Origin of the sequence: Hymenobacter segetis, from assembly GCF_038448715.1 — a bacterium.
GTDB classification, from domain to species: Bacteria; Bacteroidota; Bacteroidia; order Cytophagales; family Hymenobacteraceae; genus Hymenobacter; species Hymenobacter segetis.
On the sequence record NZ_JBCEVZ010000009.1, the window covers coordinates 91,522 to 118,326 of the forward strand.

General features: G+C 62.4%; 21 protein-coding genes. 7 read left to right on the forward strand and 14 right to left on the reverse strand.

The genetic code is table 11. The features are described from left to right. The first annotated feature begins 14 nt into the window (after nt 1-14). Nucleotides 15-2,063, forward strand: coding sequence for an alpha amylase C-terminal domain-containing protein (locus AAFH49_RS05985; RefSeq protein WP_342296595.1), 2,049 nt, complete (start codon nt 15-17; stop codon nt 2,061-2,063). 77 nt (nt 2,064-2,140) lie between these two features. Here the strand turns inward: AAFH49_RS05985 and AAFH49_RS05990 are convergent, their stop codons facing one another. The 4 genes from AAFH49_RS05990 to AAFH49_RS06005 form a co-directional block, all read right to left on the reverse strand. Continuing rightward, complete coding sequence (locus tag AAFH49_RS05990; protein WP_342296596.1) at nt 2,141-2,629, reverse strand: hypothetical protein; 489 nt, start codon at nt 2,627-2,629, stop codon at nt 2,141-2,143. Between the two features lie 111 nt (nt 2,630-2,740). Next, nucleotides 2,741-4,612, reverse strand: coding sequence for a glycoside hydrolase family 13 protein (locus AAFH49_RS05995; RefSeq protein ID WP_342296597.1), 1,872 nt, complete (start codon nt 4,610-4,612; stop codon nt 2,741-2,743). Between the two features lie 180 nt (nt 4,613-4,792). Beyond that, nucleotides 4,793-5,263: a YdeI/OmpD-associated family protein gene (locus AAFH49_RS06000; protein WP_342296599.1), complete on the reverse strand. Its 471-nt coding sequence runs from the start codon at nt 5,261-5,263 to the stop codon at nt 4,793-4,795. A gap of 79 nt (nt 5,264-5,342) precedes the next feature. After that, complete coding sequence (locus tag AAFH49_RS06005) at nt 5,343-5,999, reverse strand: glycosyltransferase family 4 protein (RefSeq protein WP_342296600.1); 657 nt, start codon at nt 5,997-5,999, stop codon at nt 5,343-5,345. A 988-nt stretch (nt 6,000-6,987) separates the two neighbouring features. Here AAFH49_RS06005 and AAFH49_RS06010 point away from each other — a divergent pair. The 3 genes from AAFH49_RS06010 to AAFH49_RS06020 all read left to right on the forward strand — a co-directional run bounded on the left by AAFH49_RS06010 (nt 6,988) and on the right by AAFH49_RS06020 (nt 10,496). Beyond that, nucleotides 6,988-9,450, forward strand: coding sequence for a glycoside hydrolase family 31 protein (locus AAFH49_RS06010; protein WP_342296601.1), 2,463 nt, complete (start codon nt 6,988-6,990; stop codon nt 9,448-9,450). 11 nt (nt 9,451-9,461) lie between these two features. Then, nucleotides 9,462-10,034, forward strand: coding sequence for a hypothetical protein (locus AAFH49_RS06015; protein WP_342296602.1), 573 nt, complete (start codon nt 9,462-9,464; stop codon nt 10,032-10,034). A gap of 219 nt (nt 10,035-10,253) precedes the next feature. Then, the gene (locus AAFH49_RS06020) at nt 10,254-10,496 is read left to right on the forward strand and encodes a hypothetical protein (RefSeq protein ID WP_342296603.1); all 243 of its coding nucleotides are present in this window, start codon (nt 10,254-10,256) and stop codon (nt 10,494-10,496) included. A 171-nt stretch (nt 10,497-10,667) separates the two neighbouring features. On the opposite strand, the gene AAFH49_RS06025 is transcribed toward AAFH49_RS06020, so the two are convergent. From AAFH49_RS06025 to AAFH49_RS06035, 3 genes are all read right to left on the reverse strand, one after another. Further along, complete coding sequence (locus AAFH49_RS06025; protein WP_342296604.1) at nt 10,668-11,138, reverse strand: hypothetical protein; 471 nt, start codon at nt 11,136-11,138, stop codon at nt 10,668-10,670. Nucleotides 11,139-11,238: 100 nt separating this feature from the next. Then, nucleotides 11,239-11,925 carry a PepSY-associated TM helix domain-containing protein gene (locus AAFH49_RS06030; protein WP_342296605.1) on the reverse strand — a complete coding sequence of 229 codons (687 nt, stop codon included), beginning with the start codon at nt 11,923-11,925 and terminating at the stop codon, nt 11,239-11,241. Next, a complete protein-coding gene (locus tag AAFH49_RS06035; protein ID WP_342296606.1) occupies nt 11,915-13,444 on the reverse strand; it encodes a DUF2271 domain-containing protein in 1,530 nt (509 codons plus the stop codon). Before AAFH49_RS06035 ends, AAFH49_RS06030 begins: the two co-directional genes overlap by 11 nt. Before the next feature lie 266 nt (nt 13,445-13,710). Here AAFH49_RS06035 and AAFH49_RS06040 point away from each other — a divergent pair, with 266 nt between their 5' ends. Both AAFH49_RS06040 and AAFH49_RS06045 read left to right on the forward strand, forming a co-directional pair. After that, nucleotides 13,711-14,826 (forward strand): mandelate racemase/muconate lactonizing enzyme family protein, encoded by a 1,116-nt coding sequence (locus AAFH49_RS06040; RefSeq protein WP_342296608.1) that lies wholly within the window; start codon nt 13,711-13,713, stop codon nt 14,824-14,826. Next, complete coding sequence (locus tag AAFH49_RS06045) at nt 14,826-16,073, forward strand: serine hydrolase (RefSeq protein ID WP_342296609.1); 1,248 nt, start codon at nt 14,826-14,828, stop codon at nt 16,071-16,073. Before AAFH49_RS06040 ends, AAFH49_RS06045 begins: the two co-directional genes overlap by 1 nt. Before the next feature lie 27 nt (nt 16,074-16,100). Here AAFH49_RS06045 and AAFH49_RS06050 read toward each other — a convergent pair whose 3' ends face one another. From AAFH49_RS06050 to AAFH49_RS06060, 3 genes are all read right to left on the reverse strand, one after another. Next, nucleotides 16,101-18,560 carry a reprolysin-like metallopeptidase gene (locus AAFH49_RS06050; protein ID WP_342296610.1) on the reverse strand — a complete coding sequence of 820 codons (2,460 nt, stop codon included), beginning with the start codon at nt 18,558-18,560 and terminating at the stop codon, nt 16,101-16,103. A gap of 335 nt (nt 18,561-18,895) precedes the next feature. Then, on the reverse strand, nt 18,896-19,312 hold the full coding sequence (locus AAFH49_RS06055; protein WP_342296611.1) for a thiol-disulfide oxidoreductase DCC family protein: 417 nt from the start codon (nt 19,310-19,312) through the stop codon (nt 18,896-18,898). 145 nt (nt 19,313-19,457) lie between these two features. Continuing rightward, nucleotides 19,458-20,624: an esterase/lipase family protein gene (locus AAFH49_RS06060; RefSeq protein WP_342296612.1), complete on the reverse strand. Its 1,167-nt coding sequence runs from the start codon at nt 20,622-20,624 to the stop codon at nt 19,458-19,460. A gap of 112 nt (nt 20,625-20,736) precedes the next feature. On the opposite strand from AAFH49_RS06060, the gene AAFH49_RS06065 reads away from it, so the two are divergent. After that, nucleotides 20,737-21,075, forward strand: a complete 339-nt coding sequence (locus AAFH49_RS06065; RefSeq protein ID WP_342296614.1) for a hypothetical protein — start codon at nt 20,737-20,739, stop codon at nt 21,073-21,075. A gap of 80 nt (nt 21,076-21,155) precedes the next feature. Here the strand turns inward: AAFH49_RS06065 and AAFH49_RS06070 are convergent, their stop codons facing one another. The 4 genes from AAFH49_RS06070 to AAFH49_RS06085 all read right to left on the reverse strand — a co-directional run. After that, nucleotides 21,156-21,794 carry a flavin reductase family protein gene (locus tag AAFH49_RS06070; protein WP_342296615.1) on the reverse strand — a complete coding sequence of 213 codons (639 nt, stop codon included), beginning with the start codon at nt 21,792-21,794 and terminating at the stop codon, nt 21,156-21,158. 91 nt (nt 21,795-21,885) lie between these two features. Beyond that, a complete protein-coding gene (locus tag AAFH49_RS06075; protein ID WP_342296616.1) occupies nt 21,886-23,382 on the reverse strand; it encodes a M28 family peptidase in 1,497 nt (498 codons plus the stop codon). 134 nt (nt 23,383-23,516) lie between these two features. Continuing rightward, entirely contained in the window at nt 23,517-25,508 is a 1,992-nt protein-coding gene (locus AAFH49_RS06080) for a S9 family peptidase (protein ID WP_342296617.1), read from the reverse strand. Between the two features lie 176 nt (nt 25,509-25,684). Beyond that, the coding region (locus AAFH49_RS06085; protein ID WP_342296619.1) for an alpha/beta hydrolase family protein at nt 25,685-26,805 on the reverse strand (1,121 nt) is incomplete at its 5' end.

Sequence of the window (26,805 nt, forward strand, 5' to 3'; positions counted from 1 at the left end):
AACCTTCCCGCATCATGGCTGCATCGAAACCCACCGCCTCCGCCGCTCCCAAAGCCCGCCGCCCGGCCCCGCTCGCCCTCGTGAAAAACGATGCCTGGCTCGCGCCCTTCGAGCCGGTGCTGCGCCAGCGCCTAGCCCGCCTGCAGGCCCGCCTGGCCGAAATCGAACAATACCACGGCTCCCTGCTGAACTACGCTACCGCGCACCAGCACCTGGGCCTGAACCACGACGCCGGGCGCGGCGGCTGGGTGTACCGCGAATGGGCTCCGGGAGCTGATTATCTGTCACTAATTGGCGATTTCAACGGCTGGGACCGTGGGGCCAATCCGCTCCATAAGCTTGATTTCGGGGTGTGGGAAGTGTTTTTGCCCGATGCCGAATACGACCAGCGCCTCAGCCACGGCAGCCGCTTCAAGGTGCACGTGGCGGCCAACGGCCAAGGCAAGGACCGTCTGCCCGCCACCCTGCGCCGCGCCGTGCAGGACGAGCAGACCAAGGACTACGCCGGCCAAATCTGGCGGCCTGAAACGGAATTCCGCTGGACCGACCAGAAGTTCAAACCTGCTACCGCCGTTAAAGTGCCGCTCATCTACGAGGCCCATGTGGGCATGGCCACCGAGGAAAGCCGGGTGGGCACCTACCGTGAATTTGCCGAAAACATTCTGCCCCGCATCGAGGCCGACGGCTACAACACCGTGCAGCTAATGGCCGTGATGGAGCACCCGTATTACGGCTCTTTCGGCTACCACGTCGCCAATTTGTTTGCCGCCAGCTCCCGCTTTGGTACGCCCGAGGATTTGAAGTTTCTCATCGACGAAGCCCACCGGCGTGGTATTGCCGTGTTGCTCGACATCGTGCACTCGCACGCCGTGAAAAACGAGGCCGAGGGCCTGGCCGATTTCGACGGCTCCGGCAACCTCTACTTTCACAAAGGCGAGCGCGGCAACCACCCCGGCTGGGACAGCAAACTATTCGACTACGGCCGCCCCGAGGTGCAACAATTCCTGCTCTCGAACCTGCGCTATTGGCTCGAAGAATTCCACTTCGACGGCTTCCGCTTCGATGGTGTGACGAGCATGCTCTACCACCACCACGGCGAGGGCGTGGCCTTCATGGGCTACGACAACTACTTCGGTGAGGCCGCCGATGAGGACGCCATTCTGTATTTGCAGCTAGCAACCACGCTGGCCCACGAGTTCAAAAAGGGCAGCATCCTCGTTGCTGAAGACATGAGCGGTCTGCCTGGCCTATGTCGGCCCATCAAGGAAGGCGGCGTGGGCTTCGACTACCGCCTGGCCATGGGCATTCCCGACTATTGGATAAAACTCCTCAAGCACACGCCTGACGAAAACTGGCCCCTCGGTGACCTCTGGCATACGCTCAACAACCGGCGCGCAGGCGAAAAAACCATTGCCTACGCCGAAAGCCACGACCAGGCCCTAGTGGGCGACAAAACCCTGCTGCACTGGCTGATTGATGCCGGCATCTACACCCACATGCATGCCGCCGACCCCGACCCCAACGCGGCCCGGGGAGTGGCCCTGCACAAGCTCATCCGCCTGGTCACGCTGGCCACCGGCGGCGAGGGCTACCTCACCTTCATCGGCAACGAATTCGGCCACCCTGAGTGGGTCGATTTCCCCCGCGAGGGCAACGACTGGAGCTACCATTTCGCCCGCCGCCAGTGGAGCCTAGCCGACAACCCCGAGTTGAAATACCACCAGCTCGGCGAGTTCGACAAGGCCATGATTCACCTGGCCAAAGCCCGCCACCTGCTGGGGGCCGGCCCGGCGGTTTTATTGAAGCACGATGAGGAAAACAAAGTGCTGGTATTCGAGCGCGCTGGCTTGGTGTTCATCGTGAATTTTCACGTCGAAAAAAGCCTGACCGACTACCGCTTCTGGGTAACGGAGGAGGGCAAGTACCGCGTGGTGCTGTCGTCGGACAATAGCCGTTTCGGCGGTTTCGACCGGCCTGATGAGGCGTTTGAGTACGAGACGTATGAGCACCAGCTCAGCCTGTACGTGCCGAGCCGGGTGGCGCTGGTGCTTGCGCGGGGGTAAACATCTACAAGAGTTGCCGTGCTAGTTCTTAGGTTAAATAATAGCTGGCGCGGCAACCAGGAAATATCTTGCCAGAGCTAGATGCTGTCAAGCTTGCAAATCAAATTAGCTTGCAGGTATTTGGGATTAAATCGGACATTCCGGCCAGTGAGCGAGCTATTCAACTCAGTCTCCTGAACGACCTTACCGTTGACTAATATTTCAACTTTAAGATGCGTTGTTGGACGAGGGCGCGCGGTATTGTAAATATCAACCGTGCGAAAGCCTATTTCAGCAGCGACAAAATCTTTTTTCTCCCGAACTCCCATGTCATATGTGAAGCTGTAGTCGGGAGTCGTAATTGAATTATCAACCGGCGTCGACTCATAGGGATAACTCGACCGATAATCCATTTTGAATGAAGATTTTATATAGGCTCCCATGCCTGTCAGGTCGGTGCCGGTTACGCGCACCCGGGTGTGCGTGTCGCTTGGATTAGGGTCGGTAGTTGGATTAGGGTCAGCAGCTTTTTTTGAGCAGCCTAAAAGTGCGAGGGGGAGTAGAAAAACAGTTAACGTCTTTTTCATCAGTTTAATGGAAAGGAACACGTTGTAAAAATACAGTTTAGCGGATTGAGAAGCCGGGCGACTTGTTGCAATCACCCCGCTTTCTATTTACCTGGTGTTGTTGCTAATCAGCTACTTCAGCAGCTCCAGCACCACAGCGGTTTTGGCGGGTAAGGCCAAACTCGCAATGCTGTTCAGGCTCTCGCCCGTCATCACGTTGCGGGCTTTCGTGAGGCCATTCATGCGCTCCACGAAGCGGGCCGTGGGCAGCGTGGCCGGTTTGTCTGACGTATTCGAGGCCACCATCACCGTGCCACTGGCATCGTAGCGGAAGTACACGTAGAGGCCGTTTTCGGGCAGGTATTGCATCAGCTTACCGTCGTGCAGCACTTTGTGGTCGCGGCGGTAGGTGGCTAGTTTTTTTACGAAATCGAAGGCTTCGTTTTCGCGGGCGGTGCGGCCGGCGGGGGTGAATTTGTCCTCCTTGTCGCCGGGCCAGCCGCCGGGGAAATCCTTGCGCACCTCGGCATCGGTGGGGTCTTTGAAATTCTTCATCAGGATTTCGGTGCCGTAGTACATGCTCGGGATGCCGCGGGTGGTGAGCAGCCAAGTCAGGCCCATTTTATACTTGTCCAGGTCGTCGCCGATGACGGACAGGAACCGGTCGTGGTCGTGGTTGTCGAGGAAGGTGACGAGCTTGGTAGGGTCCTGATAAACTGCGTCCTGGGCCAGGGTCTGGTAGAAGCGCTGCACGCCGCCATCGTAGCTCACGGGCTGTTTCAGGGCATCGTTCATGGCACTTTCAAGCACGAAATCGAGGGTGCCGGGCTGGTTCGATTTGAACGGAAAACCGATGGTGTTTTTCGTGTAGTAAGACTGGTCCACCACGTTGTTCACCGACGACTCGCCGAAGATGTGAATGCGCGGGTATTCGGCCAGCAGCGCCGCGTTGCAGCGGTTCATAAACGGCTGGTCGTTGTACATATACGTATCGATGCGCCAGGCATCAACCCCAAAATTCTCCACGCTCCAAATGGCATTTTCAATCAAATAATTGGCCACGTAGGGGTTGCTCTGATTGAGGTCGGGCAGGAAGGGTACGAACCAGCCGTCGAGCGTGACTTTGCGGTCGGACGGCGCGCCGTGTGGGTCCGTGATGGACTGGTAGCGGTAGGTGGTGTTGGTGTAGGTGGGCCACTGGTGCAGCCAGCTTTTCATCGGCAAATCCTGCAAAAACCAGTGCGTGTTGCCGACGTGGTTGTACACGGCATCCTGCACCACCTTGAGGCCGGCGGCGTGGGCCTGCTGCACGTAGCTTTTGTAGGCCGCGTTGCCGCCCAGGCGGCGGTCCACGTTGTACTGGTCGGTGAAGCCGTAGCCGTGGTAGGAGGCGCGCATGGTGCCGCCCTCGTTGGTGAGCGGCTGGTTATTCTCCAGCACCGGGGTGAACCATACGGCCGTAACGCCCAGGTCTTTGAGGTATGGGATTCGCTGGGCGGCGCCTTGCAAATCGCCGCCGTGGCGGAAGAAAGGGTTGGCGCGGTCCATATTCGGGTCGCGCATATCGGCGAACTTGTCGTTGGTCGGGTCGCCGTTGGCAAAGCGGTCGGGCATGGCCAAGTAGATGAAGTCGGCAGCGGTCACGCCCTGGGCTTTGGGGGCGTTGTCGCGGGCGCGAATTTCCCAGGTTTGAATCACTGTCTGGCTGCCTTTTTTGCCGATAATTTGGACCCGGCCGGGCTTAGCGGTGGGGGCAATGGTCAGGTCGAGAAAGGCGTAGTTGGGGTTCTCGACGGTATTGGTTTTCACCAGTTTCACGCCGGGGTAATTGATGCTGTAGGCTAGCGTGCCCGCCCCGGGACCGTGGATGAGCACCTGCACGCTGGGGTTTTTCATGCCCACCCACCAGTTGGTCGGGTTCACGCGGTCGATGCTGGCGGTTTGGGCGTTGGATAGGGTTGGGAGCAGCAGGGCCAGGAAGGGCAGCAGGTAGCGTTTTTTCATGACGAGAGTTGGTGGGAAACTGACGGAATGGATTCTGAATAATGTTGATTATTAGAACGTCATGCTGAGCGCAGCCGAAGCATCTCTACCGCGCAACTAATTCTAATCATAAGGAATAGTGTTGCGGTAGAGATGCTTCGGCTGCGCTCAGCATGACGTTCTTTTCCTGAAAGTGGAAACCTACGGGCGCTTGCGCCCCTGGCCCAGCATCTCCATCGTCTCAGCTAGGCGGCGGGCGCGGGTGTCCGGCCGCTTGGCGCCTTCCAGCCAGCGCACGAACTCGCGCTGATGGGTGTAGGCCAGCTTGTCGAAGTAGGCGGCGGCTTTGGGGTTGGTGGCGAGCTGTCCGGCGAGGTCGTCAGGGGGCGTCATTTTGCGCACCGCCGTATCGTGCGACATGGTCACGCGCACCGAGTCGCCGATGGTTTTATCAATGGCTTTGCGGATTTGCTTGAGGATGAGCAGGGCGTGGTGGCCGTCGCCGAGGGGCACGGCGCTGCCCTGATAGGGGTAGCCGTCGAAGGTGACCTTGACCGGCAGCTGGCCGCGCTTGCCATATACTTCGGGCACTGAAAACGGAATCACGACGAACACACCGCCATCGCCATCACCGGCTTCCAATACGGCTTCAAATTCGTGTTCAGGCTGCATACGGGGCGGAGTTTTGGGGTTGAAAAAGGGCTTGTTGCAACAAAGTAAGCCATTTCGCAATGAAGCCGCCGGGGTGGGCTTAGCCCAACGCCACTTCGCCCAGCGCCTTTTGCATGGCGGTTTCATCGTCGGCCGCCACTACGCGCACTTTGCCGGCGGCGTCCTCATACAGGGCCAGCAGGCGGCGGCGCAGGGCTTCATCGGGTACCAGCACGAGGCGGGCGCGGCGCATGGCCATGCGCTCCATTTCGAGCTGGTAGCCGTGCTCGGCGGGGTTGGGCAGGTCGGTGGCGAGGCTGGCTAGATAGAGCACCAGCGGCCGGCCCGAGCTGTTGCGGATTTCAAGCGCGGCCAGCCACGCCGGCCAGTTGGGCGCGTAAATCACTCCAAAATCGGCGGCACGGCCCTGCACCAGCTGCGCCGCCTGCCGGGCATACTGAATCATGCGGAAGTTCAGGCCGTCGAGTCGGGGTGCGAGTATGGTGGGCGCGGCGGGTTCGGCCGTTTCAGAGGCGGGGGTGAATGCTGCGGCGGGTGCCACTTCAAGTACTTCAGCAACTGGCGCGTCGGGCACGAGGTCGTCTTCGGGCGCTGAAATATCGGCGGCTTCTCCAGCCCCGATTTCTTCCGTGGTTTCCTGGAAAGCGTCGGGGTGCTGCACGGCTGGCAGCTCCGGGTCGGGGTCGAAGCTCAGGTCGCCGGCTTGCGGGTTTTGCCGTGGACGGAGGGTGGGCATGGGCGTTGAGATGGCAACGGCGGGCGAAGCGGCTCCACTCAACGGCCTGAAACCATGTGCTGCTGCCGTTGTCGCAACGACATTCGCACCTTTCACTGCCACTAGCGGCCGGGGCGGGGCAGGTGGAGGCGGCGGGAAAAACCCACCCGAACCCGCGCCCAGATACGGCGCGGCTGGCGCTTGCCACTGGCCCGCCAGTGCGGGCGCATGAATACCCGTAGGCCACTGGCTATGGCCGACCGCCGGCTGTAGCGCAGGGAGCCGAGTCGCCAAAGGCTTCGTCGGAGCCGCCGAGGTAGGAGCCGTCGAAGCGGGAGACGCAGCCGGTGCTGGAGCATCAATAGATTCCAACTCAGCCAACCCGATAATGCGCGACTGCAAGGCCGGAACGGCCACTTTCTTTCCTGAAACTAACGAGGGTAGCAACTGCACGCCCGGCCCATCCACCGCTGTCACCAACGCATCTACAGTCGCTTCAGAAGCCGCTGCAACCGTTGCGAAATCATCCGTAACAGCAATTTTCGGAGTGGTAGCAGGCACAGTGGTAGCTTCTGATGCCATAGTTTTCGATGAACCAGCGGCTGCGCTTTCTCCCCTGTTTTCTCCGGCCGGCAGGTGTGGATAAACGGCCAGCACCGGATGCTGTGCGGCCAATTGATACACCAGCGGCAGGGTAGGGGGTAGGGCCGCGCCGCCGAGTACGGCCACGGTGGGGTCGGCATCGTCCCAGGCCAGCAGCAAGACGGAAAATTCGGGCAGAGTCATGGGCACAGCGGGGAAGGAAATTCAATCAGCCGAAGCCTGGGGGTGGCGTTTGGCCGTGAATTAACTCCCAATGCTACGGCAGCGGGGCCGCATTTGCCGAAAAAACTCGTTTGGCGGATTCAGAAAAAAGTAACTTGCGTACTTCACGCGCACTTCACCGGCCCGGCCGGTCTTTTTTTGCCCGGCTTTGCCGCAGCTTTTGCCTTCTGCTTAGAATTAGTTTATGGATACCACGATTCAGGAAAATAACTACATGGTGAACGACCTGGCGGCCAAGAGCCACCAGGAACATTATCCCGGCGAAATTATTCGGGCCGACGAGCTCGACGGCCACCGCTTCCTCTTCAATTGCCAGAACGGTGTGCGCCTGCTGCTGCACGTGCTCAGCGATAAAATCCTACGCTTCCGCTACCTAACGGACGGCCCGCTCTCCCCCGATTTCTCCTACGCCGTGCCGGCCGATGCCACCACGCGCATGGCCCCGGCCCTGGTCGAATTCCGCGAAAAGCCCGACCACTACCGCCTCACCACGGCCCGGCTCATCTGCATCATTCAGAAGGAAAACCTGAAGGCCCGCGTGCTCGACCGCTCCGGTACCATCCTGAGCGACGACGAGAAAGGCTTCCACTGGGAGTACGACTACGACACCGGCAACGACATCGTGAAGATGAGCAAGCAGGTGCCGCCCGGCGTGCATTACTACGGCCTCGGCGACAAGCCCGACAACATGAACCTGCGCGGCAAGCGCTTCACCAACTGGGGCTCCGATACCTACGGCTACGTGAAGGGCTCCGACCCGCTCTACAAGAACATTCCGTTCTACCACGTGCTGCATCAGAAAATTGCCCACGGCATTTTCTTCGACAACACCTTCAAGGCCAGCTTCGACTTTGCGGCCGAGCGGGCCGACGTGACCAGCTTCTGGGCCCAAGGCGGCGAGCTGAACTACTACTTCATCTACGGCCCCACGCTGATGGAGGTGACCGAGGAGTACACCCTGCTCACCTGCCCACCCGAGCTGCCGCCGCTCTGGACGCTGGGCTACCACCAGTGCAAGTGGAGCTACTTCCCGGAGGCCAACGTGAAGGAAATCACGAGCGGCCTGCGCGACCGCAAGATTCCCTGCGATGCCCTCTACCTCGACATCGACTACATGGAAGGCTACCGCTGCTTCACCTGGAGCAAGTCGCACTTCCCCGAGCCCAAGCGCATGGTGCAGGAGCTGGCCGCCGACGGCTTCAAAACCATCGTCATCATCGACCCTGGCATCAAGATTGACCCCGAGTATTCGGTCTATAAAGAGGGCGTGGCCAACGACTACTTCTGCCGCCGCGCCGATGGCCCGCTGATGAAGGGCTCCGTCTGGCCCGGCCTCTGCAACTTCCCCGATTTCACCGCGCCCCGCGTGCGCGAGTGGTGGGCCGGGCTGTTTCAGGAATTGATTCAGGACATTGGCGTGAAGGGTGTGTGGAACGACATGAACGAGCCGGCGGTGTTCGAGAAGGGCACCTTCCCGCCCGATGTGCGCTTCGAGTACGACGGCCACTGGGCCTCGCACCAGAAGGCCCACAACATCTACGGCATGCAGATGGCCCGCGCCACCAACGACGGCGTGAAGAAGTTCAGCTACCCCAACCGGCCCTTCACCATCACGCGCAGCACCTACAGCGGCGGCCAGCGCTACTCCTCGGGCTGGACCGGCGACAACATCGCCAGCTGGGAGCACCTCTGGCTGGCCAACATCCAGTGCCAGCGCCTGAGCATCTCGGGCTTCAGCTTCATCGGCTCCGACATCGGCGGTTTCGTAGATACGCCCACCGGCGAGCTATATGCGCGCTGGATTGCCCTCGGGGCCTTCCACCCGTTCTTCCGCACCCATAGCTCCGGCGACCACGGCGACCAGGAGCCCTGGAGCTTCGGCGATACCGTGACCGACCTGGCCCGCCACTTCATCGAGCTGCGCTACCGCCTGCTGCCCTATATGTACACCGCCTTCTGGCAGTACGCCACCAAGGGCACGCCCATGCTGCGCCCGCTCACCTTCCTCGACCAGAACGACACCGAAACCTACCTGCGCATGGCCGAATTCGGCCTCGGCGACCACCTGCTGGTATGCCCCATCACCCAGCCCGGCGCCGATGGCCGCTGGATGTACCTGCCCCGCGGCGACTGGTTCTACTACTGGACCGACACGCCCCAGGCCGGCGGCAGCGAAGTCTGGGCCGCCGCCGACCTCACCCGCATTCCGCTCTTCATCAAGGCCGGCGCGGTGGTGCCCATGCAGCCGGTGATGCAGTACGTGGGCGAAACCCCCGTCACCGAGCTCACCCTGCACGTGTACTACAAAAACGGCACCGCCGAAAGCGTCCTCTACGACGACGGCGGCGAAGGCTACGCCTACCTCGAAGGCCACAAAACCGTGCGCCGCTTCACCGTCACCGGCTCCGCCACCGACCTCGTCCTCACCCAGGCCATCGAAGGCGACTACGCGCCCAGCTACGCCACCTACCGCGTGGTGCTGCACGGTGTGGCCGGTGCCATCGCCGTCACCGCCGACGGCCAAGCTGCTAAAGTGACGGATGCCACGCTGGAAACGGGCCTCACCCTGCCCAGTCTCGTGGTGCCCGTCAGCTTCGGCGAGGTGCGCGTGAACGTGGTGGCGAGTGGGGCGGGGAAGGTAGTGTAAGCATTCGTTTTATGTTTCTTCTAACCCGAATACTTTGTGCTGCTTTTGTTATCGGATTTTTGGTTAGCTGTGGAATTGATAATTCGACAGAAACTAAAAAAATACCTTCTCAAAACCACGACTTAGGAGCAGTTACAATTCAGCTTCCCGACACTTGGAAAGAAGTTGCTTATGACAGCTTGAGAATTAAGCGTAAGAATGCCAACCCGCGACATCTCTTCATGAATTTCAATTCTCAAGACAGTGTCCGAGAAAGTATGGTCATTATGATTGATGATTTTAATCGGGCTGTTCGACCAGAGGAATCGGGTAAGCAGTTCATTAAAAGCTTAATTGATTCTTCCGGCGAAATGCAGGTAATTTCCTCTAAGGATACCGTAATGCACAACGGGGATTTATCGATTAAAGAAGTTACATGTCGTAGTTCGGAAGTCAATCTGGATTTGATTCAGACGTATGCGATATATAAAAGAGGGAATATGCGCGTTGCGTTATTTGCTTCAGCTTTGAATCATTCAGGACTGAGGAATCAAAAAAATAGGACTCTGTTTCGACAGACCATTAATTCAATTAAATGGAAATAATCCTTGGATAGCGCGCAATTTCCAAGTAATTATAAAACCACAACAGGGCACCCCACGGGGTGCCCTGTTTCGTTCCCGCCCACCTGGCCGCTCCGTCTGGGGCGGCACCGGGGCGGGCGTGTCCGTCGCCACGCAGGCCGCGGGCTGGCGAGGCGTCGGCTGCTACAGGAATGTTCTGGTCAGGGGCCGTATATTCAGCCATTCATCCTTCCTCCCGTTATGAAAAGTTTATCCGCTTGCCTGCTGGGCGTGGCGCTGCTAAGTTTCTGCTGGACCGCTCGGGCGCAAACCACCCCCGCCACCCCACCCAAAACCCAGCCGGTAAAGCCGCTGCCGTACCCCAAAGGAGCCGCCGCCCCCAAGGGCAAGGCGTATGGAGCGCCCTTCATCAAGGACACCGCCGCCTTCCGGCGCTCCGGCCGCCCGGCCGATGCCGTCCCAAACCGCATCCGGCAGAAATAAGTCAACCGGGGCCGTCGGCTTCGGCGAGGTGCGCGTGGATGTGGTGGCGAGTGGCGCGGGGGAGAGGGAAGTTGCTCCAGCCGCTTAAGTCTCTTAAAGAATCAATAACAGAAAGGGTTTCCCGGTTGGCACGCATCGCAGACGTGTGCCAACCGGGAATCCTCAAACTAACTACGGCGCTGGGATGTAGGCAAATACGCCATTGCTTAGTATGCTCACCACCTGGCCCTGCGCGTTGGTGCTCTTGCCAGCAAACGTACCGGAGCAAAGCTTGGCCCCTGATGTGGCCGTGGCCGTAACGTCGGTGCGGTACTCCAGTAGCTGCGTCTGGCCGCGCTCGTCGGTCCGGTACAGCTGCAACTCGCGCAGGGCGTATGGGCCCTGCCCGGTACCCGTGAAAGCCACCAGCAACCGGTCCTGGTACCTCACCCCGCCAATGGTTACCGGGAGCGGGGTGGAATTAAACGTGAGCCCCTGGGGAGTCATTACCTCTCTGACGGCCTTGGCGGTAGTGGAGTACGCCTGGCCATCCAGCGTATAGCCAAACGTAGGTTCCGGGGTTTCGGGAGGCGGAGCCTCTTTCGAGCAACTGCCCAGGGCGAGGGCAGTCCAAATCAGCGGAAGGAAGTAGCGTTTCATCATACCGCTAATGTAACGGAAAAGAGGCTTTTCCCTTGCCACTCAAGAGCGGGCACAAGCCCTTTGCCAGCCCTTTCGAAGTGCAACTCTGTAAGGGCTGGCCCTACGGCACCAGCAGCGCGTAGGCCAGGTAGCACAGCGCCCCGCCCACCACGGCCACCAGCAGGCCGCGCAACCGCTTGTTCTTCAGGAAAAACAGCATCACCAGCCCGCTGAGCGAGACCAGGGTGAGGAAACCGGCCGAGAGGTCAATGACCCAGCTCCAGCCCGCGCCGCTGTCGCGGCCCTTGTGCAGGTCGTTCAGCACGGCCACTAAGCCTTGGCGCAATTCCGTTAGCTCGAAGGTGCCATCCTGGCGGTTGATGAAGGCATCGGCGCTGTAGCCGGGGCCTTTGAAGGAGACGGAGCACTCGTCGTCCTGTATCTCGAAGTCGCTCACGGCCCCGCGCAGGGCGTACTGGCTGCGCAGCCGCTCCACGATGGCCAGCTTGTTGATGCGGGCGGTGTCGGGCACGTTCACCCAGGCGGCGGGCAGGGTGCCGGTGCGCTTGGTTTCCGCCTGCTGCCCATCGAACCACGCAGCATGGTTCAGGGTGATGCCGGTGACGGAGAAAAACAGCACCACAAAGAAGCTCAGCATCGACAAATAGACGTGCAGCCAGCGCGACCACGAGGCCGTGCGCTTCTTCAATACCGATTTCGGCTTGCCGGCCGGGCCGCCGGCGGGCGCCGCGCCAAAAGGCCGCTGGGGGAGGGGGGCGGGACCGTGCCCGGTAGGGCTATTGGCCATCGGTTTTCTTGCGGTAGTCCACGGCCGCCGAGGCTACTTCGGTATTGGCGGGCAGGTCGAAGTGCTGGGGCTTTTTGCTATTGATTTCCTGCTTCATGAGCTGGTGGGTGCCGTGCTCGCGGGCCACTTCCACCATCAGGGTGTAGCTGCCCTGGGGCACCAGGTTGCCCTGGTCGTCCTTGCCGTCCCATTTCAGCGTGTATTTGCCCGCCGAGCGGGTGGCGCTGGTGGTGGAGCTGATGCTGTTGTTGCCGGCCGCAAACTGCTCGTAGTACGTGGCGTACCAGTAGCGCATGTCGTCGAGGTACTTGGGCTTGTTGTACCACAGGGCAATCTGGCGCACGGGCTTCTTCTTGCTATCCACTACCCACACCGCCACGAAGGGCCGGTGCACGCGCCCGCCGCCTTCCGGTGTGGCCAGCTCTAAGGTGAGGGCCACTTCGTAGTTGGGGTCCCAGGGCTTGGCGTTGGGGAGGACGGGCGCGGCTTTGGTCGTGGCGGCCGGGGCGGCGGGGCGCTCCAGCTTCTGCCAGCCGGCGCTTTCCAGCCGCTGGCCGTCGGCGGTGAGGAGCATGAATTCGGCCCCGGGCACGGCGGCTACCAGGGCCTGGCCTTCGGCGGGCGGCAGCACGTTGAGGGCGGTGGCCAGCGCGCCGGCATCGGTCGCCTTGTCGGCCACCACCGTGGCGCTGATGACCTCGCTGGCCGGGCGGCCCGTGCGCGGGTCGATGATGTGCGAGTACCAGCGGCCGCCGATGGTTTCGCCGCGCCGGTAGTCGCCGCTGGTGGCAATGGTTTTGTCGCTCACCTGCAATTGGGCTACGGGGAGGTCGTTTTCGGCATCAGCGCGGGGGTTGCTCACGTTGATTTGCTCGGAGTGCTCGCCCCGCACCAGAATGTCGCCGCCGATGTTCAGCACCACGCCGCGCACGCCGGGCGTGGCCAGCGCCGCCCCGGCCGCCTTATTCATGATGTAGCTTTTGGCGAAGGAATTCAACACCAGCGGCGCGCTGCTGAGGCGCTGAGCGGTGTGGTTCTGGGCATTCAGCACGTAATGCTGCTGGTGCACGGCGGCCACGGCGGCGGCAATTTCGGCCTCTGTCGGCTGGCGGTTCTGCTTGGCGGCCTCGCGCCAGAGCTGGCCCACGGTTTCGGCCGAGGCATCGAGCGCCCCGTCGCTTTTCACCCGCCACTGCTCGAATAAGTCCAGCACCTCATATAACTCGGCTGACACGGCCACCGGCTTTTGCCCGGCCCGCAGCCAGCGGCTGAATTCGCTATTGGCATCGTAGCCGCTGAGGATTTTATTGAGCCGGTCGACTTCGCGCAGGGCGGCAGTTTCGGCCTGGGCGGCGGGCTGGGCCGCATTAGCGGCTACCTTCATTTCGAAGGAGGTGCCGAGTACGTTTTCGTAGTCGGATACGTAGAGCTTGCTGGCGCGATGGGGGAGAAAGGCGGGGGTGCTGAGGGTGGCCAGCACCAGCGAAAGGCCGGCAATGCGGCGTTGAAATACATTCATTATCTGGGGATATTTATTCGATTGTTCTTGAAGAGCCTGCTTAAAGAAGCGTTGGTCGGGGTAGAGACGCATATTTGCGTCTCATCGTTGAACAAAATCATTCAACGACCCTGGGGCGAGTTCAACGACGAGACGCAATTATGCGTCTCTACGCTCGTCCCCTCTGCAAAAGAAAGACCAAGCGGGCTGTCGGGCCACCGCTACCGCCCGCCGCGTTGCTTTGTGTCGACCAGGCCCCGTTATTCGTGGACTAACCCGCTGAATTTATGCCCGGCACCACCCTCCAAGCCATCAGTATCTACAAGCTGCTTGTGCCGCTGCGCGAGCCGTTCGTTATCTCCCTCGGCCCGCTGCTGGCCGTGGAAAACGTGGTAGTGGTGCTGCGCACGGCCGATGGCCACGTCGGCTACGGCGAGTGCAGCCCCTTCCTCACCATCAACGGCGAGAGCGTGGACACCGGCTTCATCGTAGGCCAGTATTTCGCGCCCGCCCTCAAAGGCCGCGACGCGCTGGACCTGCCCGGCTGCCTGGCCGAACTGGACCGCATCATCTACGGCAACAGCAGCATCAAAAGCGCCTTCGATATTGCCTTGCACGACATCGCCGCGCAGCACGCCGGCCTGCCGCTGTATGAGTTTCTGGGCGGGAAAAACGACAAAGTGCTGACGACCGACATGACCGTGAGCCTCGGTCCGCCCGAGAAAATGCGGGCTGATGCTGAGCAGTTTCAGCGCGAAGGCTTCCCGGCCATTAAGGTGAAGCTGGGCGGGACATTGGAAGAGGATGTGGCCCGCATTCGGGCCATTCGGGCGGGCATCGGCCCCACGCACCCGCTGCGCATCGATGCCAACCAGGGCTGGCGCACGGCCGACAACGCCATTGCCGTGCTGCAGGCGCTGGGCGAATTCAACATCGAGCACTGCGAAGAGCCCATCCTGCGCCAGCATTTCATGGAGCTGAGCCGGGTGCGGGCCGCCTCGCCCATCCCCATTATGGCCGACGAAAGCTGCGGCGACGAGCACGACGCCGCCCGCCTCATCCAACTGCAAGCCTGCCAGATGCTGAATATCAAGCTGGGCAAGTCATCCGGCTTTCATCGCGCCCAAAAGATTGCCAAACTGGGCCAGGCTGCCGGCCTCACGCTGCAAGTGGGCGGCTTCCTCGAGTCGCGCCTCGGCATGACGGCCGCCGCCCACCTGGCCCTGAGCAACCCCGCCATCCATCACTGCGATTTCGACACCCCGCTCATGTTCACGGAGGACCCCGTGGTGGGCGGTTTCCGCTACCGCCCAGGTGGCGTGATTGAGATGCACACCGGCCCGGGGCTGGGCGCGACTATTGACGAGAGCTGGCTACGAAAAGCCCCCCAAGTCCATTTCTGATGCGAAAGAGCCTTTTTGCCTGGGCGTTGCTAGTTGTGTTGGCCGGGCTAAACCAGCCGGCCGAGGCCCAGTTTCGGCCGAATGCGCTGCGCCAGGTGCTGCGACATGACACGGTAGGTCTGGCCCGCGTGCTGGCCCGGCCCGACTACTACCGCCTGCAAATTATCTACACCCGCATCCGGCGCGATGCGGCGGGGCAGCCGCATTTTCGCACCTCCCGCTACCACGTGCGGCCCCGCCAATACTTCTACCCGGCCAGCACCGTGAAGCTGGCCGGCGTGGCCCTGGCCCTGCAAAAGCTGCGCGCCTTGAGTACCCCGCACCCCGGCCTGAGCGCCGACTCGCCCATGCTGACGGACTCGGCCTTCGCGGGCCAGACGCGGGTGCGGCGCGACACCAGCGCGGCCGGCGGCCGGCCCACTGTGGGCAACTACGTGCGCAAAATATTGCTCGTGAGCGATAACGACGCCTTCAACCGGCTCTATGAGTTCGTCGGGCCCGAGGAGCTGAACCGCGAGCTGGCCCGGCTGGGCCTGCACCACACCCGCATTGTAAACCGCTTGTCGGTGGGCGACCAGGAGCCGGGTAGCCGCCACACCAACCCCATCCGCTTCTTTGCTGATACGGCGGCTACGCAGCTGCTTTATGCCCAGCCGGCTGGCTATTATGGCGGGCCGTGGCCCCGGCTGGGCCTGCGCGGCGAGGCCATCGGCCAGGCCTATATCAAAGGCGACCAGCAGATTGCCGGCCCGCTGGATTTCAGCCAGAAAAATGCCTTCGCGCTGCCCGACCAGCAGCGGCTGCTCCGCACCATCCTGTTTCCCGAAACCGTGCCCGCCGCCCGCCGCCTGCGCCTCGCACCCGAAGACTACGCCCGGTTGCGCGCGGCTATGTCGCAGCTGCCGCGCGAAAGCGCCCATCCGCGCTACGCCCCGGCTCAATTCCCGGATACCTACGTGAAGTACCTGCTGGGCGGGGGCGGCCAAGCGGCGCTGCCGCCGGGCGTGCGGGTGTTCAATAAAATCGGGCAGTCCTACGGCTTTCTCATCGACAACGCCTACATCCAGGACGAAGCCCACGGCGTGGAATTCCTGCTCAGTGCCGTCATCTACACCAATGCCGACGGCGTGCTGAACGACGACAAGTACGAGTACGACCAAATCGGCTTCCCCTTCCTGCGTGACCTGGGCCGCCGCGTGTACGAGGCCGAATGCCGCCGCGCTCTCCGTGCAAAGCCGGCCCGATAGCCGGCCGAATAAAGTATTGTTTTTCGGCTACTTCACCACCAGGCGCACGGCGGTACCGTTGCCGCGCACCACGTACAGGCCGGGGGCCAGGCCCGCCAGCTCCAGACGCAGCGCGCCGCTGCCGGCCTGCGTGGCCGTGAGCCGCACCCGGCCGGCCAGGTCGAGCACCTGCACCGGCTGGCCGGCCGCGAGGCCCGCCACCGTCACGGTGCCAGCGGCCGGGTTAGGCCACACCTGAAGCCGGGTAGTGGCACCAGCCACCGCCACCGCCCGCACCGGCGACAAGCTTTCCGGGCCGTTATTATCCAGCTGGCGGAGGCGGTAGTACACCGTGGGGCCGGGGTAGGTGGCCAGTTCCGCGTCATCGAACTGGTAGCTGTGGGGCATGGTGCTGCTGCCCTGGCCCGCCACCCAACCCAGGCGGCGGAAAGCCGTCCCATCGGCAGAGGCTTCAATGGCAAAGCCGGCGTTGTTTTTCTCCGAAGCGGTGTGCCATTCCAGGTGCGCCGTGGGGCCGTGGGCTTCGGCCGTGAAGGCGGTCAGCTCCACGGGCAGGGTGGCCGTCAGGGTGATGTTGGCATTGTTGATGGCGAAAAACACGTTGTTCAGGGCCTGGATTTTGAGGCGGCCCTTGGTCGTGCTCACGTTGGGGAGCTGCACGGTTTGAGTGCCGTCGTTGGGGGTGCTGGCCAGCAGCACGGTGGGGAAGGTCAGGCCGCCATCGGTAGAGAACAGGACCTGCACGTCGGGGCAGCTCACGGGGGCCTGGTCGGTGCCCAGCACGCTCCAGGTGAGGGCATAATTGCTGCCGCCCGCCGCCGTGAGGGCGGCGCTGGGGGCCGTCACGGCAAAAGGGCCGGCCGAGGCCACGGCCAGGGTCACGTTGGCCCCCGCCACGCCGCTGTGGTTGTCGCGGGCCGTGAGGCGGAAATTGAGCGTGCGGGCCACCTGGGGCAATATTTCGCCCAGCGAAGCCGTGTTGGCCAGCAGCGAAGTCAGGTTCGGAAACGTGCGGGCTGGGCTGGCCACGGGCGCAAAGCTGCGAAATAGCGGCGGGCCAGATACATCGGCGGCCGCGCCGGCCAGGCCGCTGGCATTGCCCAGGTCCAACTCCTCCCAGGAGTAGGCGAGGGCATCGCCGTTGGGGTCGGTGCCGCTGCCGGTCAGGGTGAAGGGCGTGCCCAGCGGAATGGTGTAGGCATTGCTGGCGGGCACGCTCACGCTGGGCGGCTGGTTGCCGGTGGCCGTGAAGGTGCCGCAGCTCAGGCTGGGCACGATGGCGCTCAGGCTGCCGGCATGGAAATAGTTGATGCCCGCGCCCACGTTGTCGGGGGCGCAACGCGAGTCGTACGACATGATGGTGTTGCCCGCGCCCGGCTCGTAGGCCAGCGCGGGGCTGCGGTTGCCGCCGCTGCAGTTGCCCTGGTCGCCATTGAACGTATGCTCGGAGCCGAGCTGGTGGCCTATTTCGTGCGTCGTCACGGCCGCCATGTACGCCGCCGTGCTGCCCGTGGAAGCTCCACCGCCCTTGTAAGGGTCGAAGCACGTCACGTCAATGTAGGCCACGCCGGAATAGCCCCCGGCCCGGTAGCCCAGCACGTGCCCCAGGTCGTAGTTGGCGCTGCCAATCACCGTGTTGATGGAAGCGCGGCTTTCATCAATCATGGTGCCGGGGCTGCTGTTGGTGTAGGGGTCGGCGGCCGGGTCGGTGTAAATGAGGAGGTTGTTGTTGGCAATCAGCTCCAGGCGTACGGCCAGTTCGCGCTCATACACAGCGTTCAGGGCGCTCACCAGCGTGACCAGGCTGGTCATGGTAGCAACCGCGTCGTTCTTGCCCAGCGCCGGGCTCTGGTAATACTCGCCGGTGGTAGCCAAGGCCAGGCGCAGCACGCGGAGCTGGGTGCCGTAGGGTGTCGGCGGCGTAGGCGGCGTGCCCCCGGCGGGCCGGTGTGCCCGGCCGGGCACCGCCAAGGCCTGGCAGGCAAACTCCGGCAGCGCGTCGGGGTAGCTCTGGTAGCGGTTGGCCGTGCCGGGGTCGGCCTCAATTCTGAGGGCGCTGGTGAGGCCCAGCACTTGGGCGTGCAGGCCGGCGGGCGAGGTTTCGAGGCGCACCGAGGCGGTGGGCTCGTCCAGCCCGTGGCCGGCGTAGGTCTGAATCTGGGGATAGCGGGCCGCCAGCGCCGGGGCCATCACCGGCACTTTGGTGAGGGCGAAGCGGTGCAGCGTGCCATCGGGGTAGGGGAGTTCGAGGGTGACGGCGGCGGCCGGCTTGGTTTCGAGGGGGGCGCGGGCCAGCCGGGCGGCCAGCTGTGCGGCATCGAGGGTAAACCAGCTGCCGGCAGTTTTCGGGGCGGCGTTGCCGTTGCGGGCGGCCGGAGCCGGGGCGGGCTGCCACAGCGGAGCCGGGGTTTGGGTGCTGCCCACCCGGGCACCCAGCAATAGCGAAACAACCAGCGCAAAAGAAACCTTACCGTATCTGAAATTCATATATGTCAAGCATAGCCGGGCATTGTGCAATAATTATCCAGTGCAAAAAACACTGTTGCATGCTGCCTCCACCAAATGAGGAATAATGAGGTGCAAAATACAAGTCAGAAAGCGAAATGATTCTGCGGCTGCATCGCCAGAAGGCCGTTTAATCTCCTGCACTACGCCCGAAAGCAGGTGTCAGCCAGGCTTTTTTTATGCGTTTGGTAATATAATTTATATTGTTTATATACAATATTTGATTGTTGAAAAAAGTCAAAATGCCTCCTGGCTTAGCGCCGTCGGGATAAGCCAGAAATTTGCCTGATGGATAGGTAATGCGTTCGGCGGGGGCCTTATAAAAACCGCGCTTTCAGGGCCGGATTCGGCAGCATGCAGCTTGCCTGCCGGCCAAACCAGCGGTAGCGGTGCCGCGCCACGAAACGATAAATCGCATCGCGCCAGGCAGTGGGCAGCACCCGGCCCAGGGTCGCCACCCGCCACACACCGCCCAGCCCTTCGGCAATGCGCAGCACGGCGGCGGAGTGCGAATAAAGCCGGCCGCCGCTGAGCAGCAGCACCGATTCGGGCTCGGCCGCGATGGCGGCCGGCGCAAGGCCGTGGGCCAGCAGCAAGGCCCGGCCGGCGTCGCTTTGCAGGGCCGCGAAGCGGAAGCGGCCCGCCGGGTCGTGGCGAATGATGAACTGCACGAAGCCGTTGCAGAGGTTGCACACGCCGTCGAACAGGATGGTATCGGGAGCAAAATCAGGCATAGCAGGCGACGGTAAGGGTATCCGTCATTCTAAACGGCCCGGCCGGACCAATGTTGACGCAAGCCGGCAACTGACCGTTAACTAGCGGCCATCCTAATGCCGGCCAGCCAGCATCAGGTATGAACCAAGTCCTATTAACACAGCATCACGCCCACTGCTTCAGGTACTGAAACACTTCCGGGTGCGTGAGCAGGCCGCCGTGGTGCTGCTGGCTGAACACGGCCGTGCGCACGCTGGTCCCGGCGGGCATCGCGGCCTCATCGCCGAAAGTGGTGTGGCCCCGGGCGCTGCCGTGGCCCACCAGTCCATCGCCGAAGTATTCGCGCAAGGCCGAAGGCCGCGTGGCCCGCAGCCAGGAGCCCATCAGAATATGATATTGCACGCCGGGCAGCGGCGGCACGGGCGTGCGCGGCGGCATAAAGTCGTTGGCGTGGGCATCCTGCCAGTCCTCGTCCACCAGAATGGAGTAGCGCAGGTCCTTGATGCCGTTGCTGCGCTGGTTGAGGGCTTTGCTGAGGAAGCGGGTGGGAAACAGGTTGATGCGCTCCAGCAGCCGGGCCGTGAAGTGCGAATTCTGCTCCAGCCACGAGCCGTCGTTAGGCGTGCCGATGAGGAAGATGGAGCGCAGGTGCGCCAGCCAGGGAGCCGACGTTGAATTATGAATTATAAATTGTGAATTATGAATTGCTGTAGAATCTTCCGCATTTGCAGCTGCTGTAGAATCAATTCCTAATTCATAATTCATAATTTTTAATTGCGAAGCGTAATACCCCGCCGAGCGGATAATGAGCCCGCCCATGCTGTGGCCCACCAGCACGAGCTCGCCGATGGCGTCGGGGTAGGTTTCGACCAGCTCGGTGAGCAGACGGTTGAGCTCGCGGCCATTTTCGGACAGGTGCAGGCCTGAATTGTAGCGCAGGTAGAGGGCGCGGCTGTGGGTTTCTTCGGCCAGGCGCGGGCCGTAGCGGCGGCTGGTGGGCGGGTCCTGGAAACCGGTTTGCCAGATGAGCTCGTCGCCCATCAGGCCGTGGATGTAGACCACGGTTTTCTGGTGTGGCTCAGTGAGGCGCAGGTCGGCCACGGCCACGTCCTGCCCGCCGCGCCGGAAGCTCATCCGAATGGCGCGCGGGTCGAAGCGGGCCGCCAGCTGGTCGCCGAGGGCCCCGTTGAGCACGGGCAGGAAAAAATGCTGGTGCGCCTGGCCCGCCCGCACCACGTAGCTGGCCCCGCGCACGGGCAGCAGGGCGGCCCGCCCCACGGCCCCCAGGGCGCGGCGGAAGCGGGAAGGCAGCTTGGGGTCAGAATCGGACATGGACAGGCGGGAAACGTGCAGTATTGCCCGAAAGTAGCGCCGCCGCCGGTATTGCGTTGGCCTTCCGCCCGAAATCAACGTACTTTGCACCACCAATCCCAAGTACTACTTCATGAAGCTTTCCACTCGTCCCGTCCTGGCCCTGTTGCTGGGCACCGCCCTGGCGGCCTCGCTCTCGTCCTGCGATTACCGCTGGAGCCCCGGCCAAAACCCGCAATTCAAACACGGTTTCACCAACGCCCCCGGCTGGCACAAATCGGACGTGGACCGCGACAGCATCAACAACCAGCCCAAAGCAATGCCCGCCACGGGCACCGGCTCGGCCACGGCCATCAAAAAAGGCAGCGTAAAAGAGCAGCTGGATTCGGCCCCGGCCGGTGCCAGCGCCACCTCGCCCCAAACCGCCAGCGGCCAGATGGCCCCGGCCGAACAGGCGCAAGCTAAAAAATAGTTTTTCGGCACTTGCCCGAAACGCAAAAAGCCCGCTGCCATGATGGTAGCGGGCTTTTTGCGTTGAAATTGCGGGCGGCCTTAGGCCGGATGTTCCGCCACCGGCGGCTGCCCCACGCGGGCGTAGCCGAAGCGCACGGGCGGCTGCACGGCGTGGTAGCCATCGAGGCCCGAGATGGTGGCCGTGCCCAGGGCCACGAGGTCGAGAGTGCCGTCGGGGCGCAGGGCTTCTTCGCTTAGATAAACATGCTCCACGGTGCCCACCAGCAGCACGGTACCGTTGCTGATGTGGTGCTCTTCGAGCAACCGCAAGCCGATGCTGAGGGCGCTTTCGGCTACGTAAGGCGCGGGGAAATCGTCGCGGTACTCGGCCGTGAAGCCGCATTCCTCAAATTCCGAAACCGAGTCCGGGAAGTTGGCCGAGGTGTAGTGCGCTTGGGCGGCCAGGGCTTCGGGCACGTGGTTGAGGGTGTAGCAGCCGCTGCTTTTGAGGTTGGCGTAGGTGTGGCGCGGCACGGTGGTGGGCCGTGTCACAATGCCCAGCAAGGCCGGGTCGGAACCCAGGTGCAGGGCCGAGCTGAACACGGCCAGGTTGGTCGCGCCATCGGCCGAGGCCGTGCCCACCAAGTTAGCCGACTTAAAGCCCGGCAAACCGTTGACGAGGTTGAGGCGGTAGATTTTATCGAAGCCGGCGATGTCGGCGGCGGTGAGGTGGCGCATGGACGCTTCGCTTAATGAGAAATGAAGAATGAGGAGTGAGCAATTAAGCCGGCATTGGCAGATTTGTTCATTCCTCATTAAGCCCAGCGGGCTACCGCTCCAGCTTGAAGCCGGGCTCGCGAGCAGGCGGCGCGGTGCGGTTGGCCACGGCCCAGCCGGTGAGGTACATCCACTGCGTCATGCGGGTGAGCTTGGCGTAGTCGATGCGGCTCGCCTCGTCGCGGGGCGTATGGTAGTCGACGTGCAGCAGCGAGGTGTACATGATGGCCGGGATGCCTAGGCGGGCGTAGGGCAGGTGGTCGGAGCGGAAATACCAGCCCTCGGGGTGCGTGGGCTTGTCCCATTCTGTATCAAGCTTGAACTTGGGACCGGCCTGGTTGGCCGCCAGCGCGGTTTTTACGAGGTCGGAGGAATTCATGTGCGGCGGCGTGGAGCCCAGCAGGGCGGCGCTGTCAGCCACGTTGCGGCCCATCATCTCGGCATTGAGCACGGCCACGATGCTGGCCTGCGGCACCGTGGGGTGGGCTGAAAAGTAGGTCGAGCCAATCAGCCCACGCTCCTCCGAACCCTGGTACACGAACAGCGCCGAGCGCCGGCCCGGCTGCTGCTTGAAGGCCCGCATAATGGCCAGCAGCGCCGCGCAGCCGGTGGCATTGTCATCGGCCCCGTTATAAATCGAGTCGCCGGCGATGGGCGCACGCACGCCGTCGTGGTCCTGGTGGGTGCTGAAAAGGACGTACTCCTTTTTTAACTGGGCATCGGTGCCGGGCATTTTGGCCACGATGTTCACCGACGGGTATTGGAAGCTCTCCACTTTCAGCTCGGTGCTGAACTGCTGGCCGGCCTGCTGCACCCAGCTGGCGGCGCTAGCGGGCAGCCACACCACGGGCGGCGTGCTCACTACTTTGGTGCTGGCCGCGCCCGGGAGGCTGTAGCGCCCGCGCTCATAAATGTGGCTCCAATGGTCGTAAAGGGCCTGCGAGGGCGCATCCGATACGAACACCACCGCCACCGCGCCGGCCTTCACCAGCTCGCCCGCCTGCCCGGCAAACTTGCCAAACACGTAGCGCCGGTAGCTGATGCCGTCGGTAGGTGCGCCCGAAATCTGCACCGCCACGGCCTTGCCTTTGATGTCGACTTTGGCCAGCTCTGCCGCCGAGCCAGTGCCCACGTACACCAGCGGCGCCGTGATGCTGGCATTGGTGGGGGCCGTTACGACGCCGTCCTCGTTCAGCTTAATCTCATGGGTGCCAATGCGTAGCGTGCTGCTTTTGCTCAGGCGGGTGCGCTGCAGGTTGAACCACTGGAAGTAGGTGCCGTCGTCACCCGCCGGGAGCATGCCGGTGGCCCGAATCTGGTCGGCGAGCCACACGGAGGCTTTCAACTCATCGAGCGTGCCGCCCTCGCGGCCTCGGAAATGGTCATCGGCCAATGCAAACAGGTCGCGCTTGATGTCGCTTTCGCGGATGGCGCTTTCGGCGTTGGGGGCTTTGGCAGCGGGCTTTTTCTGGGACGAGGCGGCTAGTGGGAGCGCCAGGATAGAAGCGGCCAGCAGCAGGCGGGCGGTAGTTTGAAAAGGTCTTTTCATGTGGAATTAAAGCAAGGATTATTCGATTTGTTTGAACGGCGTAGGGGCGGGGCTTGTCCCCGCCCGTCGTCAAACGGAATCGTCATAACGGCGCAAACGACCGGGCGGGACAGGCCCCGCCCCTACATCGTTCTTTATTTCAAATACTGGTCGAGCCATTCAATCCACAGACGGTTCCACTCGGCGCTGCGTACGGGGTCGGACGGGACGTGGGTCGAAATTGGAAAGGCCACGAAGCGCACTGGTACATCGTTGTCTTTCAGTGCGTGGTACATTTTATACGAATTGCTGATGGGCACCCGAAAGTCGCCCACATTGTGCAGAATGAGCGTAGGCGTGCGCCAGCGAGTGGCCCGCGAAAGGGGCGACTGCGCCTTGTAGTGCGCCATGTTTTCGGCGCTGAGCCAGGGCGAGGGGCCGTAGTGTCCGGCGTTGGCGATGTTGTTGTCGCTCAGGTTATAACTGTCTAACAAATCAACCACTGAAGCCGCCGCCACCGCGCAGCGCCAGCGGCGCGATTCACCCATCAACCACGCCGTCATAAAGCCGCCATACGAAGCGCCCGACAGCGCAATCCGGCTGGTATCAATCCAACCGCGCTTCTCCAACTCGGCAATGCCGGCCAGCACGTCGCGCCCCGGCCCGGCCCCCGCATCATCCCGAATGGCCCGCTGGAAGGCGTAGCCCAGGTTGTCGCTGCCCCGGTAGTTGGGCTGAAAAACCACGTAGCCGCGCGCCGCCACTGCCTGGCCCAGTCCATAAAATGCGGCCCGCGAAGCATTTGAGGGGCCGCCGTGCATCATCAGCACCAGCGGGTACTTCTTGGCCGGGTCGAAATCAGGCGGATAGGTGAGGATGCCGTCAGGACGAAGGTTGTCTGATTTCCACTCCACGGCTTCCATGCGGCCCAGGGCCAGGACGGCGGTTTCGTGGTTGAAATCGGTGAGGCGGCGCGGGGTGGCGGTGGGTGAGGCCAAGTAGTATAATTCGGCCGGCCGGCCCGGCTCGTTGGCCGTGAGGGCCACAGCATTGCGGCGGCCCACCGCCATTTCGACCCAGTAGCTGCCGTTGGGCGATACTGGGCCCAGCGGCAGCTTGCGGCTGCGGCCATTCAGTTCCTGCTGCCAGATGGAAACCGTGGCCCCATCGTTGCCGCCTACGAATAGGCTTTTGCTGTCCTGGCTCCATAGGGCGCGCTGCAGGTTACGGTCGAGCGCGCGGCAGAGGTGGCGTGCTGGGCCACCGGCAGCGGGCACCACGTCAAATTCCAGCGACTCGAAATAGGGTGGCTCGCGGGGTGTCTGGTAGCTCAGCCATTTTCCATCGGGCGAGTAGGCGGGCAAATCGACGTGGTGCGGGGAGCCGGGCAGCTCGCGCACCGTGCCGGTAGCCACTTCGAGCGTGTACACGGCGGTTTCCTGGTCGCCGGTCTGGGCGCTGGAGCGGAGCACGCAGGCCAGCATGCGGCCGTCGGGAGCCCAGGTAAAGGGAGCCGAGGAGTCATCGGGCAAGCTTAGCGGGCCGCTGGTGAGGCGGCGGGCGGGCTGCCCATCGGTGGCCGAAACCAGCCACAGGTGGTCGGGCGCAGGTGGCGCGGTTAGCGTCACGCTGCCGTTGCCCACCTCGAAACTGTCGTTGCCCCGGGCTATTTCAGCCGCGTTGGCCGGCGCATCGGCGGCCGAGTAGGCGAGTGCGGTACCAGCAGGGTTCCAGCTGTAAAGCTGCACGTTGGTCACGGCCGTGGTGAGCTGGCGGACTTCGTCGGCGGCCAGATTTTGCACGAAAAGCTGGGTGTGCGCGTCCTTGCCCGTGTTGGTGCGCGCCAGGAAGGCCACGCGGTCGCCGGTAGGCGACCAGCGCGGCTGCTTCACGGTAGGCTGGTTGGCTACGAGTATGCGCTGCCGGCCGGTGGCCACGTCTACCAGCACTACCTCGGCATCGTGGCGGTTGGTGGTAAGATTGGGCCGCGACACTACTACCAGAATGCTTTTGCAATCGGGCGAGAGTTGCGGGTCGCTCACGTTCACCAGCCGGCTGATGTCGGCCAGCTCGAAGCGGCGCTGGGCGTGGCTGAAGCCGGGCCGGAGCAACAGCAGCAGCGTCAGCAGCCAGAGAAATCTTGGCATCGGAATCAATTTGGGCACAAGGCTTTTCATTGCCGCAATAGAATGAATAAAAAACGTCATGCTGAGCGAAGTCGAAGCATCTCTACCGCAATAGTAAATCCTGATGATTGGATTACTTACTGCGGTAGAGATGCTTCGACTCCGCTCAGCATGACGTTACTTTTACTCTGAACTCCCTACTGCACTGCGTTGCGCGGGTCGGGGTGGGGCTTCATCTCGTAATCGTGGGGCGGTTGAGTATCGGCCAGGTTCTGCACGAAATAGTCCCAGCGGCGGCGCATCATGTAGGGCGAGTAGGCACCGTAGCCGTGCTGGGCGTTGGGGAACACCACCAGGTCGTAGCTCTTGTTGGCTTTGGTGAGAGCTTCCACCACCAGCATGGTGTTGTAGGGCGGCACGTTGTTATCCATCAGGCCGTGGGCCAGCATCAGCTTGCCTTTGAGGTTCTTGGCAAAGGCAGCGTTGGCCTGATTGTCGTAGCTCGTGGTGCCGTCGGCGTTGGTTTTCATCAAGCCGATATAGCGCTCGGCCCAGTCGTCCTCGTAGTTGCGGTTTTCGTGGTTGCCCGATTCCGAGATGCCGACTTTGAAGAAATCCGGGTAGCGGAACATGGCCGCTGCCGTGGCGTAGCCGCCGCCCGAGTGACCCCAGATGCCGGCGCGGTTCAGGTCGATGTACGGATATTTCTGGGCCAGCTGGCGCATGCCGGTCACCTGGTCCGAGAGGGTGTTTTCGGCCATGTTGCCGTAGCAGGCATCGTGGTAGCTCTTGGAACGCAGGGGATTGCAGCTGCCTTCGATGACCACCACCACGAAGCCCAGCTCGGCCAGCGCCTGGTGGTCGCCCCGCGCCGAGGCAAACGACCAGCTGCCCACGCCGCCGCCCTGCGGCCCCGGATATATGTAGTTGATAATCGGGTATTTCTTGTTGGGGTCCAGGTTGGTGGGCGTGAACATCAGGCCGTACAAGTCAATCTGGCCATCCTGGGCTTTCACCGTGATGGGAGTGGGGGCCTTCCAGCCGGTAGCAGTGAGGCGGGAAATATCGGTTTTCTCCAGCGTCGAAATCAGCTTGCCATCGGTCCCGCGCAACACCGTCACGCCGGGCTTATCGGGCTGCGAGTAGGTGTCAACAAAATAGCGGCCCGAGGGGGCGAGCATAACCTGGTGGTTACCGGCCTCGGGCGTGAGCAGCGTGAGGTTTTTGCCATCCAGCCCGATGCGGTAGAGGTGCGTGAAGTAGGGGTTGCCGGCCTCGCGGCCATCGGCCAGGAAGTAAAGCTGACGCTTCTTTTCGT